Origin of the sequence: Glycomyces artemisiae (assembly GCF_003002955.1) — a bacterium.
In the GTDB taxonomy this organism is placed as follows: Bacteria; Actinomycetota; Actinomycetes; order Mycobacteriales; family Micromonosporaceae; genus Glycomyces; species Glycomyces artemisiae.
In genome coordinates, this window is sequence record NZ_PVTJ01000002.1 from 542045 (window position 1) to 557408 (window position 15364).

Annotated in this window: 16 protein-coding genes and 2 tRNA genes; 13 read left to right on the forward strand and 5 right to left on the reverse strand. The window is 71.6% G+C overall.

All coding sequences use genetic code 11. The annotated features are described in order from the left end of the window. Positions 1–54: 54 nt before the first annotated feature. Together B0I28_RS07075 and B0I28_RS07080 are read right to left on the reverse strand one after the other, a co-directional pair. Positions 55–146: transfer RNA gene (locus tag B0I28_RS07075), tRNA-Ser, on the reverse strand. Between the two features lie 41 nt (positions 147–187). Beyond that, on the reverse strand, positions 188–1021 hold the full coding sequence (locus tag B0I28_RS07080) for a (2Fe-2S)-binding protein (RefSeq protein WP_106363080.1): 834 nt from the start codon (positions 1019–1021) through the stop codon (positions 188–190). Positions 1022–1282: 261 nt separating this feature from the next. On the opposite strand from B0I28_RS07080, the gene B0I28_RS07085 reads away from it, so the two are divergent. The 4 genes from B0I28_RS07085 to B0I28_RS07100 all read left to right on the forward strand — a co-directional run bounded on the left by B0I28_RS07085 (position 1283) and on the right by B0I28_RS07100 (position 4328). Then, positions 1283–2062: a CPBP family intramembrane glutamic endopeptidase gene (locus B0I28_RS07085; protein ID WP_106363081.1), complete on the forward strand. Its 780-nt coding sequence runs from the start codon at positions 1283–1285 to the stop codon at positions 2060–2062. Positions 2063–2136: 74 nt separating this feature from the next. After that, positions 2137–2227, forward strand: a tRNA-Ser gene (locus B0I28_RS07090). Positions 2228–2480: 253 nt separating this feature from the next. After that, the gene (locus B0I28_RS07095) at positions 2481–2975 is read left to right on the forward strand and encodes a hypothetical protein (RefSeq protein WP_106363429.1); all 495 of its coding nucleotides are present in this window, start codon (positions 2481–2483) and stop codon (positions 2973–2975) included. A 249-nt stretch (positions 2976–3224) separates the two neighbouring features. Then, positions 3225–4328: a ricin-type beta-trefoil lectin domain protein gene (locus B0I28_RS07100; protein ID WP_106363082.1), complete on the forward strand. Its 1104-nt coding sequence runs from the start codon at positions 3225–3227 to the stop codon at positions 4326–4328. A gap of 68 nt (positions 4329–4396) precedes the next feature. On the opposite strand, the gene B0I28_RS07105 is transcribed toward B0I28_RS07100, so the two are convergent. Together B0I28_RS07105 and B0I28_RS07110 are read right to left on the reverse strand one after the other, a co-directional pair. After that, positions 4397–5005 (reverse strand): DUF305 domain-containing protein, encoded by a 609-nt coding sequence (locus tag B0I28_RS07105; protein WP_106363083.1) that lies wholly within the window; start codon positions 5003–5005, stop codon positions 4397–4399. A gap of 74 nt (positions 5006–5079) precedes the next feature. Then, positions 5080–5469, reverse strand: a complete 390-nt coding sequence (locus B0I28_RS07110; protein ID WP_146147997.1) for a hypothetical protein — start codon at positions 5467–5469, stop codon at positions 5080–5082. 169 nt (positions 5470–5638) lie between these two features. Between B0I28_RS07110 and B0I28_RS07115 the strand changes: the two genes are divergently transcribed. Both B0I28_RS07115 and B0I28_RS07120 read left to right on the forward strand, forming a co-directional pair. Next, positions 5639–7057, forward strand: coding sequence for an MFS transporter (locus B0I28_RS07115; protein ID WP_106363085.1), 1419 nt, complete (start codon positions 5639–5641; stop codon positions 7055–7057). 150 nt (positions 7058–7207) lie between these two features. Then, positions 7208–8167 carry a C40 family peptidase gene (locus tag B0I28_RS07120; RefSeq protein ID WP_106363086.1) on the forward strand — a complete coding sequence of 320 codons (960 nt, stop codon included), beginning with the start codon at positions 7208–7210 and terminating at the stop codon, positions 8165–8167. 65 nt (positions 8168–8232) lie between these two features. Here the strand turns inward: B0I28_RS07120 and B0I28_RS07125 are convergent, their stop codons facing one another. Next, positions 8233–9426, reverse strand: coding sequence for a PucR family transcriptional regulator (locus B0I28_RS07125; RefSeq protein WP_106363087.1), 1194 nt, complete (start codon positions 9424–9426; stop codon positions 8233–8235). Between the two features lie 218 nt (positions 9427–9644). On the opposite strand from B0I28_RS07125, the gene B0I28_RS27845 reads away from it, so the two are divergent. Genes B0I28_RS27845 through B0I28_RS07160 form a run of 7 tightly spaced genes read left to right on the forward strand, consistent with a single transcriptional unit; the run spans position 9645 to position 15356 of the window. Then, positions 9645–10253, forward strand: coding sequence for a helix-turn-helix transcriptional regulator (locus B0I28_RS27845; RefSeq protein ID WP_106363088.1), 609 nt, complete (start codon positions 9645–9647; stop codon positions 10251–10253). A 44-nt stretch (positions 10254–10297) separates the two neighbouring features. Beyond that, complete coding sequence (locus B0I28_RS07135) at positions 10298–11116, forward strand: alpha/beta hydrolase (RefSeq protein ID WP_106363089.1); 819 nt, start codon at positions 10298–10300, stop codon at positions 11114–11116. Between the two features lie 57 nt (positions 11117–11173). Next, on the forward strand, positions 11174–11908 hold the full coding sequence (locus B0I28_RS07140) for an ABC transporter ATP-binding protein (protein WP_106363090.1): 735 nt from the start codon (positions 11174–11176) through the stop codon (positions 11906–11908). After that, positions 11908–13827: an FtsX-like permease family protein gene (locus B0I28_RS07145; RefSeq protein ID WP_106363091.1), complete on the forward strand. Its 1920-nt coding sequence runs from the start codon at positions 11908–11910 to the stop codon at positions 13825–13827. The genes B0I28_RS07140 and B0I28_RS07145 overlap by 1 nt, the downstream gene beginning before the upstream one ends. A 44-nt stretch (positions 13828–13871) precedes the next feature. Then, on the forward strand, positions 13872–14219 hold the full coding sequence (locus B0I28_RS07150) for an ArsR/SmtB family transcription factor (RefSeq protein ID WP_106363092.1): 348 nt from the start codon (positions 13872–13874) through the stop codon (positions 14217–14219). Beyond that, complete coding sequence (locus B0I28_RS07155) at positions 14209–14682, forward strand: SRPBCC family protein (protein ID WP_106363093.1); 474 nt, start codon at positions 14209–14211, stop codon at positions 14680–14682. Before B0I28_RS07150 ends, B0I28_RS07155 begins: the two co-directional genes overlap by 11 nt. Then, on the forward strand, positions 14682–15356 hold the full coding sequence (locus tag B0I28_RS07160; protein WP_106363094.1) for a dihydrofolate reductase family protein: 675 nt from the start codon (positions 14682–14684) through the stop codon (positions 15354–15356). The genes B0I28_RS07155 and B0I28_RS07160 overlap by 1 nt, the downstream gene beginning before the upstream one ends. Positions 15357–15364: the final 8 nt, after the last annotated feature.

Sequence of the window (15364 nt, forward strand, 5' to 3'; positions counted from 1 at the left end):
TGAGTCCTTTTTCATGCCCTCGGCCATGCCCCTGAAGCGCCGGGGCGGCGGGTGTGGCGGAGAAGGTGGGATTCGAACCCACGGTGGGCTGTGACACCCACGCCGGTTTTCAAGACCGGTGCACTAGTCCACTATGCGACTTCTCCAGCGCCCGTGAAGGCACGCGTCAATCTATCAAACGCGGCCGCTAGCACCGATCGGTCTGGACGCAGCAGGTCGAGCAGGTGCGCCCGCCCTCGATGGTGAGCGCCAGGCAGCAGGTGCGGCGCCGGTAGGCCAGGCGGCCGTCCTCGCCGGTGGAGACGTCCACCAGGTGTGCGACGTCGAACGCGTCGAGCAGGGTCTTCGCGATCACCTCGTCGGCATCGGGCACGACCGCCGCCATCGACGCCACCGCGTACGACAGGCCCGAGGCCAGCGACCCCATGAGCGTGCGGCGCCCGACCCGCACCCGGGCCAGGAACGCGTCGAGGACCGGGCCGAGGTGCCCGTCGAAGGCCGTGGCGCGCAAGCGGTCGAGCAGGACCTCCTCGTTCGCGACGACCTCCACGTCCGGGTGGTCCGCGCACGGGTCGTGCGGGAGCGCGAGGAACCGCGGGCGGACCTGGCGCACCGAGAACATCGGGGCGTCGGCGCTCACGCGGAAGACGGTGTTCGCGGCGTCCATGACCGGGACGCGGCGGGCCGCGACGTAGCCGAGGACGGCGGGCGCGAGGGTCCAGTAGCAGTAGGTCTTCCACGCCAGCGCCGCGTTCGCGTGGGCGGAGCCGCCCCACAGGTCCCCGGCCGCGGCCATGAGCTCCTCGACGCGCTCGCCCGCAGCGAGCTCGATCGCGGGGAACTCGACCGCGTCGGCGGCCTCGTCCCCGTAGAGCCAGGACCTGATCCCGGCGATCGGATGGGGGCTGACCTCGTGCTCGACCCGGGCTGCGACGGCGCGAAGCGCGTGCATCGGGTGGGGGAGCGGCATCGCCGCGAGCACGGGGGCGCCGGTGAAGGCTTCCGCAGTCGCGAGCCGCATCAGGATACCCCTCTCAGGTAAGGACTGGCTAACCTTACCCGATGCGAACGGCGGAGTATCAATAAACCGACAGAGGCGGCGCGGCGACGGGGTGTAGGCAGGCGAGGTGCCGTGAGGGTGAGCGTCGCCGAGTGGGATGAGATTCACAGCACCTCGCCTAACGCCTTCGATCATGCCCCTGACTTGCGGCGACGCGTCGCACACGAGGTGCGACCGGTCCCGTCGCGGCGTCCCCGTTCGGGGCTCTGGCACGCTGGTCGCATGTCGAACCGCACCGAGGCCGCGCCCCTCCTCGCCCCCCGCGTGATCCGCCGCGAGGTCGTCATCGTGCTCCTGCTCTCCCTGGGCGCCTCCGCGATCTGGTCGCTCGTCTCCATCGTCGGCACCCTCACCGAGCCCGGCGGCCTCGCCGACTCCGTCCAGTCCATGAACTCGGCGCGCGCCGAGGCCGAGCGGCCCTGGTACGACCTCGCCCAGCAGCTCGTCAGCCTCGCCCTCGCGATGGCCCCGGTCGCGCTGGCGCTCCACTTCCTCAGCCTCGACCGCGGGAACCCGTTCCGCGCCATCGGCTTCGACGCCCGCCGCCCCGCCTTCGACCTCCTCGGCGGCGCCGCCCTCGCGGCGTGCATCGGCATCCCCGGCCTCGCCCTCTACTTCACCGCACGCGCCCTCGGCCTGAACGCGACCATCGCGGCCGCGAACCTCAACGACGTCTGGTGGGCCGTCCCGGTCCTCGTCCTCGCCGCCTTCAAGAACGCGATCGTCGAGGAGGTCGTCGGCGTCGGCTACCTCGTCACCCGCCTCCAGCAGCTCGCCTGGCGCCCCGTCGCGATCGTCGCCGCGCATTCGCTGCTGCGCGGCACCTACCACCTCTACCAGGGTTTCGGCGGCTTCATCGGCAACGCCGTCATGGGCGCGGCCTTCGCCCTCTGCTTCCTCAAGTGGAAGCGCACCGGCCCCCTCGTCGTCGCCCACACCCTCCTCGACATCGCCGCCTTCGTCGGATACCTCCTGGTCGCACCCCACGTGAGCTGGCTCTGACCGACCCGAACCCGCTTGGCCCCGCCTGCGCCCTACCGGTATGCTCGATGCTCGTACGTCTTCATGCGAATCCTGGAGGATTCGCATAGTGGCCTAGTGCGCCCGCCTGCTAAGCGGGTTTCGGGTGATACCCGATCATGGGTTCAAATCCCATATCCTCCGCCACTCATCGCATGTCGATGTACTCACCTGCGGGGACGCCGTCTCATGACGGCGTCCCCGCAGCCATGTTCACGCACCCGTCGGCATCCCCCGCCGACGAGGCGGTGCCGAAGCTAATAGTGCGCCGGTTTCGAGGTACCTGCCAGAACGCGGTTTGCCACAGTCGTGCGTACGGGCGCGAGCGGTGCCGGAAGGTGTCTTATGATCGCCGGTGCTTCGCTCACGAGCCGTAACTTCGGAGGTCGCTGTGGAGAGCATGAGTGCCGTTGCCTTTGCCGCCCTCGTCGTCGGGTTCGTGGTGTTCCGGCAGCTTCGCGCCCGCCCCTTCCGGCCTGTCGCCGCACTGATCACACCGGCGGTGTTCGGGCTTCTCGGGATCGCCGGCCTGGCGTTCGGGGTGGCCTCGGTCGTGAAGGTCCATCCGCTCACCGTCCTGTCGATCGTGCTCTTGGCGGCGAGCTTCGTGGCCGCAGTAGTGCTGGGGGCCCTGCGGGCGGGGACGGTGAGACTCTGGCGGGATGGCTCGGGCCGTCTGCTGCGCAAGGGGACCGCATTCACCACGGGATGCTGGGTGCTCTCGTTCGGCGTCCACTGGGCGTTCGGGCTGTGGATCGACCATGCCGACGGGACCGGCCTGCTGGGTACTGCGTCGCTGTACGCCTACATCGCCTTCGGCCTGAGCGCGCAGGCGCTCCTGCTTCGCCGCCGGGCCCCCGCTCTGGAAGCCCTGGGGAGCTTCCGCTCTGCCTGAGATGCGACTCATATGGGGGCCCTGCCGATTCGGCAGGGCCCCCACTGTCGTCTCGATGGGACGAACTCCAGCGAGCCCCGGTCGAGCCGTTGACTTACACATAGATATCTCTCTATAGTTTGGATAGCCGGAGAAATCATCAGATGTTTCATGGCCAAAGGTGCGGTATGTGAGCGATAACCGCGCCGCCGGTCGAGTCCCCACGACCAGCTGGAACGGAAACGGTCTTACGAATTCGAGGAGCAAGAGATGCGAACAAGGGCAAGGTGGCTCGGCCGGATCGTGGCGCTCGGACTCTTGGCGGTGGGCCTGGCGGCGACGCCGATCGGCACCGCCAGCGCGGAGTCGAACGGCGGAGTGCGGGTCATGCCGCTGGGGGACTCCATCACCGAGGGCACGGCCACGCCGGGCGGGTACCGGATCGGCCTGTGGCAGCGCCTCGCGGGCGGCGGGTACACCACGGACTTCGTCGGGTCGCAGTTCAACGGGCCGGGAAGCCTCGGCGACCACGACCACGAAGGCCACCCCGGCTGGCGCATCGACCAGATCGACGCGAACATCGTCGGCTGGCTGAACACCTACCAGCCGCAGACCGTGCTGCTGCACATCGGCACCAACGACATCCTCCAGAACTACGACGTCGCCGGCGCCCCGAACCGGCTGTCCGCACTGATCGACCACATCACCGCGGCCGCGCCGAACGCCGAGGTGTTCGTCGCGCAGATCACCCCGCTCGGGTGGGCTGAGGGGGATGCGGCGGTGAACAGCTTCAACGCGGCGATCCCCGGCATCGTGCAGAGCAAGGTGAACGCCGGCAAGCACGTGCACATGGTCGACATGCACAGCGCCCTGACCGCCGCCGACCTGGACGACGGCGTCCACCCCACCGCCGCCGGATACGACAAGATGGCCGCGGTCTGGTACGCCGCACTGCAATCGGTTCCCGGGAGCATCGGCTCGGCGGACGGCACCGAGATCGTGGGCGCCCAGTCCGGCCGCTGCCTTGAGGTCGCCGGTGCCGGCACCGCCAACGGGAGCGGCGTGCAGCTGTGGGACTGCTGGGGCGGCGCCAACCAGCAGTGGACCTACACCGCAGGCAAGCAGCTCAAGGTGTACGGGAACAAGTGCCTGGACGCCTCCGGCCAGGGCACGAGCAACGGCACCGCGGTGGTGATCTGGGACTGCAACGGACAAGCCAACCAGCAGTGGAACGTCAACGCGAACGGCACCATCACCGGGGTGCAGTCCGGCCTGTGCCTGGACGCGTCGGGCTGGGGCACCGGCAACGGCACGAAGGTCCAGCTCTGGGCCTGCGGCAGCGGGCAGGCCAATCAGCAGTGGACCAGGCGGTAACCAAGGCGTGCACGCCGCTTCGGCGCGCTGTGGGGGCCCTGCCGGTCCGGCAGGGCCCCCGTCTGCGGTTACCCGAGCCTGGTCCGGATCGCTTCCAGGGTCTCGATCTCGGCGGTCTGGGCGGTGATGATCGCGTCGGCCAGGGCGATGGCCTCGGCGTTCTGTCCTTCGGTCTGCTCCTCCTCGGCCATGTCGACCGCGCCCTGGTGGTGGGCGATCATGAGGTCGACGAAGAGGCGGTCGAAGTCGGCGCCGTGGGCCGCTTCGAGCTCGGTCATCTGCGCGTCGGTCGCCATGCCGCTCATGGACATGCCATCGTGGCCCTCCATCTCGGCGGACTGGCCCCACTCGTCGAGGAGACCGGTCATCTCGTCGATCTCGGGCTGCTGCGCGGCCGCGATCTGGGCGGCCAGGTCGACGACCTCGGGGTCCTCGGCCTGGGCAGCGGCCAGGTCCGACATGGCGACGGCCTGTTCGTGGTGGGGGATCATCATCTGGAGGAACGAGACGTCGGCGTCGTTGAAGTCGGCGTCGGTCGCGGACTCGGACTCCGATTCCATGGAGTTCATGTCGTGGCCGCCGTCGTCGCCGCTGTCGGAGCAGGCGGCGATGGACAGTGCGGCGAAGACGGCGAGGCCGGCGGACAGCGCGCGGCGCAGCGTGAAGGTCTTGCTCATGGTGTGAGAACTCTCCTGTCGAAGGTGTTGTCGCGTATACGGGTCGAAGCGGTCCTGCGGACCAGCGGTTCGGCCTATATGCGGAACACCGAGAGTTCTCTATAGGACAGTCTGCCTCCGGGAGGCAGTGACGGCGGCGCGCCCTCGACGATCCGGCGCAGCTGCATCAGCGCGTCGCCGTCGGCGATCGTCCGCGCGAGTCGCCGGATCGCCCACAGCGACACCGCGAGTGCGAGGCCGGTGAGGATCGCCATGCAGACCTGCATGGGGCTCATGCCCGTGCCGGGCGCCTCCTCGCGGCCGTGGTCGTCCGCCATCGACGCGTGCGGGTCGAGCACGGCCACGGTCGCCGACTCCGGCGGGCAGGCGTCCCCGGCGCAGGCGTGGCCGGTCGAGTGCATCAGCGCGACCCCGATGGCCAGCACGATGAGCGCGGCCTTCCAGAGCGCCTGCAATCCGGCCAACGCACCCGCCTTTCCCGATACCCCGAGGGGGTAGACGCGCCCATGGTAGCCGACCGGCAGGGCTGAGCCGGGGCGGCCATGCGATCCGCGACACCGCGGTTGCAATACCCCCGGGGGGTATGTTAGAACTACTGCTGCACATACCCCCTACCGGTATTTAGGAGCAGTCATGTCACGGACATCGACACCGCCCGCCTCGCGGCGCTGGACCGCCCTCGGGCTCATCGCCCTCGCCCAGTTCATGGTCATCATGGACACCTCGATCATCGGAGTCGCCCTGCCCGAGATGCAGGCCGAACTCGGGTTCACGCAGGAGAACCTGTCGTGGGTCTTCAACGCCTACGTCGTCGTCTTCGGCGGACTGCTGCTCCTCGGCGGGCGGCTCTCCGACCTGCTCGGCGCGCGCCGGGTCTTCAGCCTCGGCTGGATCGTCCTCGGCGCGGGCTCGCTCCTGGCCGGGGCTGCCGGGAACGCGGCGGTCGAGCTGGCCGGGCGCGCCGTCCAGGGCGTCGGCGCCGCGCTCATCGCGCCCTCGGCGCTGACGCTGCTCATGATGCTGTTCGGCGCCAACCCGAAAGAGCTCATGAAGGCGTTCGCGGTGTACGGCGCGGCGGCCCCCGCGGGCGGCACCGCCGGAGTCTTCCTCGGCGGGCTCATCACCGAGTACGCCTCGTGGCCCTGGGTCTTCTACATCAACGTGCCGATCGCGGTGCTCGCCGTGGCCGCCGCCCCGGCGCTGCTGCCCGGCGGCGCGGGCGCCCGCGGCTCGATCGACGTGCTCGGCGCGGTCCTCGCCACGCTCGGCCTCGGCGGCGCGGTCTTCTCGATCGTGCGGGCCCCCGAGACCGGCTGGGCCTCGGTCCAGACCTGGGGCGTCCTGGCCGGCGCCGCGGTGCTGCTCGCGCTGTTCCTCGTCGTGCAGGCCAAGCGCCGCGAGCCGCTCATGCCGCTGGCGGTCTTCCGCGCCGCGAACCTCGGCGCGGCCAACCTCGCCCAGGCCCTGCTCGGCGCGGCGTGGATCCCCATGTGGTTCTTCCTGAACCTGTACCTGCAGCAGGTGCTCGGCTACTCGGCCTTCCCCTCGGGGGCGGCGCTGCTGCCGATGACCGCGCTCATCATGCTCGGCATGGTCGTCATCGCCCCGCGCCTGACGGCGAAGTTCGGTTCGAAGGCCATGATCGCCACCGGCCTGCTCCTGCTGGCCGCGGGCCTGGGCTGGCTCTCGCTCGTCCGTCCTGACGGGACGTTCGCGGCGGACGTGCTCCCGGCCTCGCTCGTCGCCGCGCTCGGCATGTCGCTCGCGTTCATCCCGTCGCTCCAGATGGCGATCTCCAGCACCGCGCCCGAACAGGGCGGCCTGGCCTCCGGCATCGTCAACACGAGCTACCAGATCGGCTCCGCACTCGGCCTCGCCGTGGTCACCGCCATCGCGGTGCCCTTCGGCGCCAACGAACTCGGCAACCCCGAGGCGCTGACCGACGGCTTCTCGGCCGCGTTCACCGCCGCCGCGGCCATCGCGGTCGCGGGCGTCGTGCTCGCCGTCGCGACGGTCCGCCGCACGAAGGCCGAGGTGACCACCGCCGCCTGACCCGACTCGGGAAACCCGCGGGGCCGGACGACTCGTCGCCCGGCCCCGCCCCTTGTCATCTACTAACCATGATAGTAGTTTGTAGGCGTGTTCGACCGCCGCCTCCCGTCGCCGCGGCATCCCCGACCTCCCCGAAGGAGCACGCCGCTCGTGAAGTCGTCCTCTCTCCATCGCAAATGGACCTCCGTCGCCGTCGCGGGCGGCCTCCTCGTCTCCGCGGTCGGCTCGGCCCCCGCGTGGGGCCAGCGCGGCACCGACGAGATCAACGACGAGATCGACCAGACCGACGCGGATCTCACTGCGGCCGTTGAGGAGTACAACCGGCTCGCGCAGGAGGCGCAGGACAACCGCGAGATGGTCGCGCAGACCGAGGAGTCCCTCGCCGCGGCCGAGACCGACCTGAACGCCCTGCGCGATCAGCTCGCCGACTACATCACTGCGACCTATGTGGACCAAGGCATCGGGGACGCGGCCCTGCTGCTGGAGTCCGGCTCGCCAGACGCGTTCGTCGAGCGCCTCGACCGGCTGAACTCCGCGAACCTCTACAGCTTCGACCTCATGGACGAGCTCAAGGCCGCGTCGGAGGAGTACACCGTCCAGCTCGACCTCCTCAACGACCTCCAGACCGACCTCGACGAGCAGGAGGCGGAGCTGGAGCAGCAGCAGGACGAGCTGAACGCGCGCATGGACGACCTCGAAGAGGAGTGGCAGGCCGCCGCGGGCGACGCGATCACCGACTACGACCTGCCCTACATGACCGACGACGAGTACGCGGTCGTCTCGTTCGCGCTCGACCAGGTCGGCAAGCCCTACGTGTGGGGCACCGCCGGGCCCGACTCCTACGACTGCTCAGGGCTCGTCCTGCGCGCCTATGCGCAGATCGGCATCGACCTGCCGCACAACGCCGCCGCCCAGTACAACCAGACCGCGACCATCAGCCGCGACGAGCTGCAACCGGGCGACCTGGTCTTCTACAACGACCTCTCCCACATGGGGATGTACATCGGCAACGGCCTGATCGTCCACGCCCCCAACTCCCGCACCGTCGTCAAGGTCGTCGAGCTCGACCACGGCAACGTCTGGTACGGCGCGACCACCGTCCTCCACTAGCGCTGCAAGCGCTCGGCGCGGACCTGCCCGGCGTCAGCATGGCCGAGGCCGGTCCCGCAGCCGCATCAGCGGTCCCAGGACTGGGGCGGGAGCTGGGTCCAGGCGTGGCAGGCCGCGACGAGTTCGGCGATGTCGCCCGGGCGGGCGAGGTTCCGCCCGGTGACGAGCTCGATGCGGCGCAGGCGGTGCCGGATCGTGTTGGGGTGGCAGGTGAGCGCCTCGCCCGTGGCCCGCGCGGAGCCGCCCGCCTCGATCCAGGCGTTGAACGTCGACAGGAGCAGGTCGCGGCGGTCGGGGGCGAGGTCGAGGAGGCCGCCGAGGACCGTCCGCGAGGTCTCCTGCGCCGCATCGGGGGCCGACGCGACGAGCACGTTCATCGGGTCGTCGCGGAACTGCTCGACCGCGGCCGTCCCGGGCTGGCGGCGCAGCACGAGCTGCGCGAGCCCCAGCGCCCACGCGGCCCGCCGCAGGGGCGCGAACACCGGGCTGACGCCGATCGACCCGGACGCGTGGCGCTCCAGGACCTCCATGACCGACGGCATGCGGGACGCCTTCTCCAGGGACAGGACGCCGACCAGGGCGTCCTGCGCGAGGTGCCACACCGAGCCCACGTCGATCGCCGACAGGCTCGACCCGACCCGCGGGATCGGGTCCTCGCCGAGCCCGGTGGCCGCGGCGACCACCACGAACACGCCCTCCACGGGCAGCCGCAGCTTCCCCGCGACCTCGACCACGGTCGCCAGGCCGATGTCGCCGGTCAGCAGCACGTTCACGAGGGCCGCCCGCTCGCGCTCGCGGGTGAGCAGCAGATGCTGGGCCTCCTCCCGGTACGCGTGGATGATGGTGTCGCCGACCAGGTTGTGCAGGTGGAACCAGCTGCGCGAGAGGTCGACGACGTCGTCCGAGGGGATCGCGGGCGCGAGCCGGGCCGCCGCGATGATCGCGTCCCAGGTCTCGTCGTAGCCCATCCGGAACGAGGACAGCAGGTCCGCGAGCGGCATGCCCTGCTGCGCCCGCTCGCGGCCGGTCTTCACGGCCGCGGCCAGGTCGAACTTGCGGCCCGCCAAGCGGTCGAACGCGTCCTCGACGTTGCCGACGACCGACGCGAGCACCGCCTCCCGCGGCACCGCTCCGGCCGCGTAGACCGGGATCTCCGTGAAGATCCGGGCCGTGATGCGCTCGGCCAGCGCCGGGACGCCGCCGCCGATGCGCCGGATGACCTCTTCCGCTGTCCTGCTTGTCGATTCGATGGTCTCCACCGTCACCTCCGCCGGGATCGCCGGTGCGCGGGCTGTATCGGGGAACAACGCGCCGGCCGAAACGCTGTCCCGCCTGCCAATGACCGGAAGCGCGCTCACGCGTCAATCTATATGGCACGAACCACAGTCGCAGACCGCATGGGACGGTCCCGGCCCGTGCCGACCAGCTCGATCACCACACGGGCCCGCCCTGCGAGTCCACGGCCGACAGGAAAAACATGCTTTCGGTACTCATCTGCTCCCGCACGTTCGCCGGGACGCGGCGCCTCGCCGCCGTCGCCGCCCGGCACGGCATCGACCACGCCGTGCGCACCGCGGGCACCGGCGACGACGCCCTCGCCATGCAGGCGCAGCGCCCCGCGGAGGTGGCGATCCTCGATGCGGCCGTGGCGCTCTCGTACGGGGCGGCGTTCCTGACCCGGGTGCGGCGGACCTGGCCGCGCACCGCGGCGATCGTCGTCGGCGTGACCGCGCCGCAGACCGCCGCCGAGGCGGTGACCCTCGGCGCCCGCGGCGTGTTCGGCTCCGGCGCCGACGCCGACGAGCTCGTGTCGGCGCTGACGTGCTCGATGCTGGCGAACTGGCCCCGTCCCGGCGTCCCGGCGCAGCGGCGGGCCGCCCCGACGTTCGGCGCCGCCCCGACCGAGCGGGAGCTGGAGGTCCTGCGGGGGATGAGCGAAGGGCACAGCAACGCCGAGATCGGGCGGCTCCTGTTCCTCAGCGAGGACACCGTCAAGACCCATGCGCGGCACCTGTACCGCAAGCTCGGGGCCCGCGACCGCGCGCACGCCGTCGCCGCCGGGTTCCGCATCGGCCTGCTCTCGTAGGGACGGGTGCGGCGCGCGGGGCGCATGGTGTGAGAATGGCTCGCATGACGATCCCCGACCTGGACGAACTGCGCGCCTCCATCACCGCCCGGAAAGGGCAGCGAACCCGCGGCCCCGAGCTGCCGCACGTCGAGGACCTCACCGGCCCCGGCGGGCTGCGGCTGCGCCGGTACGGGCACGGGGAGCCGCGGCCGGTCGTGGTGTTCGTCCACGGCGGCGCGTGGGTCATCTGCGACCTCGACACGCACGACCGCACGTGCCGCCGCATCGCCGCGGCCTGCGGCGTCGAGGTCCTCGCCGTGGACTACCGGCTCGCGCCCGAGCATCCGAACCCCGCCGGGATCGACGACGTCGCCGCGGTGCTCCGCTGGGCCGAGCCGTGGGCCGTCGCCGGGGACTCGGCGGGCGGGTTCCTCGCCGCGATGGCCTGCATCCGGCTGCGCGACGGCGGGGAGCGGCTCCCGGAGGCGCAGATCCTGCTGTGCCCCAACACGGACCTGACGCTCTCGCAGCCGAGCGTCGCGGAGAAGGGCGCCGGCTTCGGGCTCGACGCGGACTTCCTCGCGTGGGCCGTCGCGCAGTGGGAGCCCGACCCGGCGCGCCGCGCCGACCCCGCGAACAGCCCCATGCTCGTCCCCGACCTGCGCGGCCTGCCGCGGGCCGTCGTCGTCACCGCCGAGGACGACGCCCTCCGCGACGAGGGCGCGGTCTTCGCCGACCGCCTCCGCGAGGCCGGGAACGACGTCCGCTACCGCTGCGAACCCGGCCTCGTCCACGGGTTCATCCAGGGCATGGACCTCACCTCGCCAGCCGCGGCCGCCGCGCACGAGCGCGTCTTCGCCGACATCCGCGCGCTGCTCTGACGGGGTGGTCCGCGCCGTGTCAGCGGCGTGTCAGGGGCCGCCCGCACCCTTGGGCGCATGCACACCACCGAATCCCCGGTCGAGCTCGCGGGCGTCACCCGCGTCTACGGCAAGGGCGACGCCGCCGTGCGCGCCCTCGACGGCGTCGACATCGCATTCCCCGCGGGTTCGTGGACGGCTGTCATGGGCCCTTCCGGGTCCGGCAAGTCCACGCTCCTGCACTGCGCCGCGGGGCTGGAGCGCGTCACCGCCGGGACCGTGCGCGTCGTCGGCGGCGACATTACGAACGCCACCGACGCCGAACTGACCCGCCTGCGCCGCACTGAGATCGGCTTTGCGTTCCAGACGTTCAACCTCATCGCCTCGCTCACCGCCGAGCAGAACGTGGCGATGCCGCTGCGCCTGGCCGGACGCCGGCCCGACCGCCGCGACGTGCGCGCCGTGCTCGACGCCGTGGGCCTCGCCGACCGCCGCAGGCACCGGCCCCGGGAGCTCTCCGGCGGCCAGCAGCAGCGCGTCGCGATCGCCCGCGCCATGGTCACCCGGCCCGCGGTGCTGTTCGCCGACGAGCCGACCGGCGCCCTCGACACGAAGGCCGCCCGCGCCGTCACCGCCCTCATGAGGTCCATGGTGGACGAACGGGGCCAGACCACGATCATGGTCACCCACGACCCGGCCGCCGCCGCGGCCGCCGACCGCACCCTGTTCCTCTGCGACGGCCGCATCGTCGACCGCCTCGAACGGCCCACGACCCGCGAGGTCGCCGCACGCCTCGCGGCCCTGGAGGACTGATGCTGCTCCTCGCCTGGAACTCCTTCCGCGACCGCTGGCAGGTCTTCGCCGGAGCCGTCCTCACCGTCTGCCTCGGCACCGCCCTCGTCCAGTCCTCGCTCCTCGCGCTCGTCGCCGCCGCGACCGCGCCGGTCCCCGACCATCTCGCCCCGGAGGACGCGCTCGCGCTCCAGGGCGCCTACGACGGGGCCGTGACGCTGCTGTCGATGGTGCTCGCGCTGGCGGCGTTCACCGCCGTCTTCATCGTCGCCTCGACGTTCGGGTTCACCGTGGCCCAGCGCCGCCGGGAGCTGGCGCTGCTGCGGCTCACCGGCGCGAGCCGCGGCCAGGTCCGCTCGCTCCTGGTGGGGGAGGCGGTCCTGCTCGGGCTCGCCGGGTCCGCGCTCGGGACCGTCCTGGGCCTGCCGGTCATGCGCGCCCAGACGTGGATCCTGGAGCGGTTCGACTTCGCCCCGACGGGATTCGCGGCCGAGTGGCGGCCGTGGGCCGTCGCGGTGTCGCTCGGGACCGGTGTGCTCATCGCGGTCCTCGGCGTCCTCGCCGCCTCGCGGCGGGCCGCCCGCATCCGCCCGCAGGAGGCGCTGCGCGAAGGCGCGGGGGCCGCGCAGGTCATGACGTTCTCGCGCTGGGCGATCGGCCTCGTGTGCCTCGCCGGGGCCGCGGTCCTGTACGTGCTGTTCCCCGGAGGCGGTGCGCCGCTGCCGGTCTGGTTCATCCAGCTCACGCCGTTCCTCGTCACGGTGCCGCTGGTCGTCGGTTGCAGCGCGCTCGCGCCGCTCGCCGTCCCGCTCGCCGCCGGGCTCCTCGCCCTCGTGTTCCGCGGCGTCACCGGGGAACTCGCGCTGTCGAACCTGCGGTCGGACGCCCGCCGCAGCGCCGCGACGGCCGCGCCGGTCATGGTCCTGTTCGCGCTCACCGCGGCCATCGGCGGCACCCTCGCCACCGTCGGCGAGGCCGGACGCCAGGAGTCACTGCGCACTGTGGACGGCGAGCTGCTGGTGGCCGCCGACGGCCCCGAGGCCGGGATCGCGGACGCCGAGGGCGTCGCAGTGGTGTCCGCGCAGGCGGAGGTGCTCTTCGAGCTGGCCTTCGCGGAGTCCGGGGCCTCCTGGTACGAGGCGCACTACGGCCTCGCCGTCGACCCCGCCGCCTACGCCGCGACCCATCGCGTGGAGCCCGTCGCGGGCGACCTCGCCGACCTGGCCGGGAACGCCGTCGCCGTGAGCCCCGCCGAAGGGCGCGAACGGGAGTGGAAGGTCGGCGACACCCTGCGCGTCCGCCTCGGCGGCGAGGAGTCCGAGGTGCGGATCGCCGCGATCCTGCCGCCCTCGGTCGCCGGTCCGGAGTACCTCCTGCCGATCGGCCTCGCACCCGAGGGCACCGGCCCGTGGGAGCACGTGGTCCGTCTCGACGAGGGCGCCGACCCCGCAGCGGCGGCCGCGCACCTGGCCGCCTTCGGCTCGGTGACCACTGCGGAGGAGTCGGTCGACGCGGCCGCCGCCGAGGACGAGCGGTTCACCCGCGACACGATGATCGTCCTGCTCGGGATGACCATGCTGTACACCGTGATCGCGATCGTCAACGCCGTCGTCATCGCCGCCTCCAACCGCCGCCGCGAGTTCGCGGCCGCCCGCGTCACCGGCCTCGCCCGCGGCCAGGTCGTCGCCCTCGCGTTCCTGGAGTCCCAGGCCGTCGTGCTCATCGGCCTGCTCCTGGGCGCCCTCGCCGCCGCCGCGTCCGTCCTCGGCGCCGCCGCGGCGCTCCGCGTCATCACGGGGACGACCGTCGTCGCCGTCCAGTGGCCCCTCCTTTTCGGCCTCGCTCTCGGCGCGGCCGCCGTCGTCGGCGCGACGAGCCTGGTCACGGCCCTGTCGGCGACCCGCACGCCCCCGATCCGACTCGTCGCCGCCCGTGAATGACGGGACTCGCTTGACATATTCCGTTATGGGTATATGATTGGTGCATGGCACGAGCCGCGACCACCTCCGACGCGTTCAACGCGATCGCCGAGCCCCAGCGCCGGCGCATCCTCGACCTGCTCAGGGGGCGGGAAATGGGCGTGTCAGAGCTCGCGGGCGAGCTCGACCTGCCGCAGCCGGGGGTGTCGAAGCACCTGCGGGTGCTGCGGGAGGTCGAGCTGGTGCGGGTGCGCAGCGACGGCAAGCAGCGCCTCTACTGCCTGAACGTGCAGGCCCTGCGGCCGGTCCAGGAGTGGATCGGCGGGTTCGCGCAGTTCTGGGAGGCGAGCTTCGACCGGCTCGACGAGTACGTGCAGGAACTGAAGGAAGAGGAAGGGCGAGATGACGACTGACGAGCAGACGGCCGACCGGGAGATCGTGCTCTCCCGGATCGTCAACGGCCCCAGGCGCCTCGTGTTCAAGGCGTTCACCGAGGTGCGGCACCTCGCGCAGTGGTGGGGCCCCGACGGGTTCACGACCACGACGCGGGCCTTCGCGTTCCGCGAGGGCGGCGACTGGGACTTCACCATGCACGGGCCCGACGGCACCGACTTCCCGAACTGGATCACGTTCCGGGAGATCGTCGCGCCCGAGCGCATCCGCCTCGTCCACGGCACGTTCAAGGACGACCCCGAGCGCTTCGACCAGGTCATCACCTTCACCGACCTCGGCGAGCGGACCGACCTCGAAATGCGGACGGTCTTCCCGACGAAGGCGCACAAGGACCTCGTCGTCGAGCAGTACGGCGCCGTCGAAGGCGGCAGGCAGACACTCGGCCGCCTCGCGGCCTACATCGAGAAGGAAGGCGAGATCTGATGGCGGGCAAGGTGTTCTTCAGCGTGACGATGACCCTCGACGGGTACATCGCACCCGTCGACGGCGGCGCGATGCAGGCGATGAACGAGGGCCGCACCCATGCGCCCGAGTACAAGCAGTGGATGTCGCAGTGGGCCGAACTCCAGGGCTGGGCCATGGGGCAGGCGTTCTTCCGCGAGAACCTCAAGATGGGGTCCGGCGGCAAGACCGGCCCCGACAACGACGCCCTCAAGGCGGTGTTCGACCGGACCGGCGCCACCGTCCTCGGCAAGCGCATGTTCGACGGCGGCGAGGGCGGCTGGCCCGAGGAGGCGCCGTTCCACACGCCCGTCTTCGTGCTCACCCACGAGGTCCGCGAGCCCTGGGAGCGCCCGGGCGGCACCGTCTTCCACTTCGTCAACGACGGGATCGAGAGCGCGCTCGAACAGGCCCGCAAGGCCGCCGGGGACCGCGACGTGCGCATCGGCGGCGGCGCGACGACGATCCTCCAGTACCTCAACGCCGGGCTCGTCGACGAGTTCTCGGTGACGCTGCGCCCGGTGCTCTTCGGCGCGGGCGACGCCCTGTTCGGCGGCATCGACCACGCCCGGATCAAGCTCGAACCCGTCTCCTCGGTGGCGACCGAGTCCGGCACGCACCTGACGTACCGGGTGCGCGACCTCGCGGCCAGTTAATCAACCAT